The sequence below is a fragment of the Micromonospora sp. NPDC047753 genome (assembly GCF_040642735.1).
Lineage (GTDB): Bacteria > Actinomycetota > Actinomycetes > Mycobacteriales > Micromonosporaceae > Micromonospora.
The window spans coordinates 1-2,799 of record NZ_JBEYSL010000689.1 but is presented as its reverse complement, the minus strand read 5'-3'; the positions used below and the strand labels follow the sequence as shown (position 1 = coordinate 2,799).

At 71.8% G+C, this 2,799-nt stretch carries 5 protein-coding genes; 4 read left to right on the top strand and 1 reads right to left on the bottom strand.

Annotated features, from left to right (window positions below):
- Positions 1–741, top strand: a 741-nt coding sequence (locus ABZ749_RS33230; protein ID WP_357234911.1) for a hypothetical protein, incomplete at its 5' end; no start/stop codon positions are given.
- Positions 742–744: 3 nt separating this feature from the next.
- Here the strand turns inward: ABZ749_RS33230 and ABZ749_RS33225 are convergent.
- Positions 745–1,242 (bottom strand): NUDIX domain-containing protein, encoded by a 498-nt coding sequence (locus tag ABZ749_RS33225; RefSeq protein ID WP_357234909.1) that lies wholly within the window; start codon positions 1,240–1,242, stop codon positions 745–747.
- A 174-nt stretch (positions 1,243–1,416) separates the two neighbouring features.
- On the opposite strand from ABZ749_RS33225, the gene ABZ749_RS33220 reads away from it, so the two are divergent.
- The 3 genes from ABZ749_RS33220 to ABZ749_RS33210 all read left to right on the top strand — a co-directional run bounded on the left by ABZ749_RS33220 (position 1,417) and on the right by ABZ749_RS33210 (position 2,715).
- Complete coding sequence (locus ABZ749_RS33220; protein ID WP_091409533.1) at positions 1,417–1,620, top strand: hypothetical protein; 204 nt, start codon at positions 1,417–1,419, stop codon at positions 1,618–1,620.
- An 82-nt stretch (positions 1,621–1,702) separates the two neighbouring features.
- Positions 1,703–2,512: a histone gene (locus tag ABZ749_RS33215; protein WP_357234906.1), complete on the top strand. Its 810-nt coding sequence runs from the start codon at positions 1,703–1,705 to the stop codon at positions 2,510–2,512.
- 80 nt (positions 2,513–2,592) lie between these two features.
- Positions 2,593–2,715 carry a hypothetical protein gene (locus tag ABZ749_RS33210; protein ID WP_357234914.1) on the top strand — a complete coding sequence of 41 codons (123 nt, stop codon included), beginning with the start codon at positions 2,593–2,595 and terminating at the stop codon, positions 2,713–2,715.
- Positions 2,716–2,799 lie beyond the last annotated feature (84 nt).

Here is a 2,799-nt window from a genome sequence, read left to right as displayed (position 1 = left end):
CCGGCCGTCGCGCACCGCCTCTACGAGCTGGCCCCGGTGCGCCCCACCGATGTCTTCGTGCTCGCCTCGATGCCGATCGAGCGGATGGTGACCCAGGACTGGTCCCAGCGGGTGCAGAAGCCGATCTGGACGGCACTCACCATCGGGTTGGCGGTGCTGCTGGCGGTGTTCGCCGCGCGCTGGGCCCGGCACACCGCACTCGACGGCCCGCTACGCATCGCGCTCGGCGTGGTGCTTCCCATCGGCGCGGTCGGTGTCGTGTTCCTCTCTGCCATCTCCCCGGACCACCCGGTCACCTTCGTACCCGGGCTGCTGCTCTGGTTGGCCGGCCTGACGCTGGCCCTCTGGGCCGCGGCGAGCCTCGCCTCCCGCAACCGCCTCCGGGTGGCCTGGTGGGTGGGCATCCTCGGCGCACTCGCCGCCGCCGACCTCGCGGTGATTCTCGCCGTCGTCGACGTCATCGCGGCGGGCCGTCGCGCCGGCCCCGTCAGCAGTCCGACGCCACTGGGCGGCGTCGACTGGATCTCCTCACCGCTGTGGCTCCTCGCCACCTGGACGGAATGGAACATCAGCCTGCCCCGACCCACCATCTCGTGGGAGATCTTCCACATCGTCATCAACGAGGTGCGGGCGGAACCCATGCTCTACCTGGCCTGCACACCGTACGCGCTCGCGTACACCATCCGGGCGGCCCGATCGGCCCCCGCCGAGCCGGTCGCCCTCGCGCCGACCCCGGCGTGAACCTCAGTCGGGTACGTCGTCCCACGTCGTACCCGGCTCCAGGTAACCGGCCACCTGCTTCTCGCGCAACGCGTACGCGATGACCAGCAGGGCGTGCTTGTCCAGCTCGGGCAGCCGGTCCAACGGGAACCACCGCACGGCCAACGACTCGTCGTCGTTGACCCGGGCGGTGCCGCCGATCACCCGGCACAGGAACCCCATGTTCAGGTATTCACAGCGGTCCCCGTTCGGGTACGTGTGCGGGTGCGACACGGCACTGGACATCCGCACCGGCGCCACGTCCACGCCCGTCTCCTCGCGCACCTCGCGGACCAGCGCGGTGGCCGGCTGCTCGCCCGGCTCGACGAAACCGCTGATCACCGACCACCGCCCGTCGTCGGCGCGTTGACCGAGCAGCAGCTCACCGGCCTCGTTGCGGACCACCGCGCTGACGCTCGGCAGCCAGAGCAGGTCGTGGCCGACGTGCTTACGCAACCCCAGGATGTAGTCCGGTATCGCCATCCCGCGATCATAGAGGTGCCCACAGCGGGGCTCACCTGCGCGTCTTCTGGTGTTCCAGTCCCACGCGTTTCGCCATTTCGGCCCGACGAACGCAATGCATATCTACTGTGGAGATCGTCGGCGACTTGTGCGATCCGGTGGCGGCCGGCCGGTTCGCGGTGCACAGTGATTCCCATGAGCGACAGCGGACGTGGTGGGCAGTTCTACTGGTGCACCCGGCATCACCGGGTCGAGACGGACTCCAACGTGTGTCCGGCGAAGCACGTTCTCGGTCCGTACGACTCGGCGGCCGACGCGGAGAACGCCCTGCAACGAGTGCAGGAGCGGAACGAGGCGTGGGATGCCGAGGACGCTCGTTGGGCCGGGGACGACAGATAGGCGGCGCGGGACGGCTCGCGCCGAGGTTTTCGTGCTCCGCGAGGACGCACGCGAGAGCACGTCCCCCAAGGAGGGAACCACGATGGCCGAAGCACAGCAGGCCACCAAGCGCCCGGCCGCCCGACGCACCACCGCGAAGAAGACCGCCGCGGCGGAGCGGAACACCGCGGCGAGCCGGACCACCCCCGTGCGCAAGTCCACCACGGCTGCCGCGAAGGCACCGGCCCGCAAGGCCGCCGGCGGGGCGGGCCGCGCCCCGGCCAGGAAGACCACCACGGCGGCTACGAAGGCCCCCGCGAAGAAGACCACGACCAAGAGCACAGCAGCGGCCAAGAAGGCCCCCGCGAAGGCCTCGACCACCACCCGCAAGACGACCGCCGCCGCCAAGCGGGCCCCGGCGTCCACCGCGCGCAAGACGACCACCGCCGCGAAGAAGACCACAGGCGCGGCGAAGAAGACAGCGAGCGCGGCGAAGAAGACCACCACCGCCGCGAAGGCCTCGGCGCGCAGGACCACCACCGCGGCGAAGGCCCCGGCGCGCAGGACCACCACCGCGGCGAAGGCCCCGGCGCGGAAGGTGGCGACCACGGCGTCCGCCGCCAAGAAGGCAGCGACGAAGAAGACGGCGGCGGCGAAGAAGACCGCGTCGACCCGCCCCAGCGGCGGCGCCCGCAAGGCTCCGGCCAAGAAGGCCCCGGCCGCGAAGGTGTCGGGTACCTCGTCGACCACCGCCCGTAAGGCGGCGGCGAAGAAGGCACCGGCGAAGAAGACCGTCGCGGCCAAGGCCCCGGCCCGCAAGGTGACCGCCCGCAAGTCGCCGGCCCGCCCGGTCGCCGCCCGAGCCACCGCCCCCAGGGGGGCCCGCAGCGCCGCCCGCAAGGCGACCGGCTGAGCGCGGAGCATCCCCTGAGCGGGCGGATTTCCGGCCGGTCACCGGAAGCGGATCACCCGTGGCGCTGTCAGGATTGACCCGTGGTCATCCGACGCGTACTCGCGCCCCGCATCGACTTCGGCGCGTTGCGCCGCGAGCTCGGCCTGCCCGAGGAGTTCCCGGCCGACGCCCAGCGTGAAGCCGACGAGGCGGCGTGGTGCTGATGGACGTGCGGATGCCGGTCATGGACGGGCTGGAGGCCACCCGCAAGCTGCTCGGTGACCGGTCGACGCAGCGGCCACGGGTGC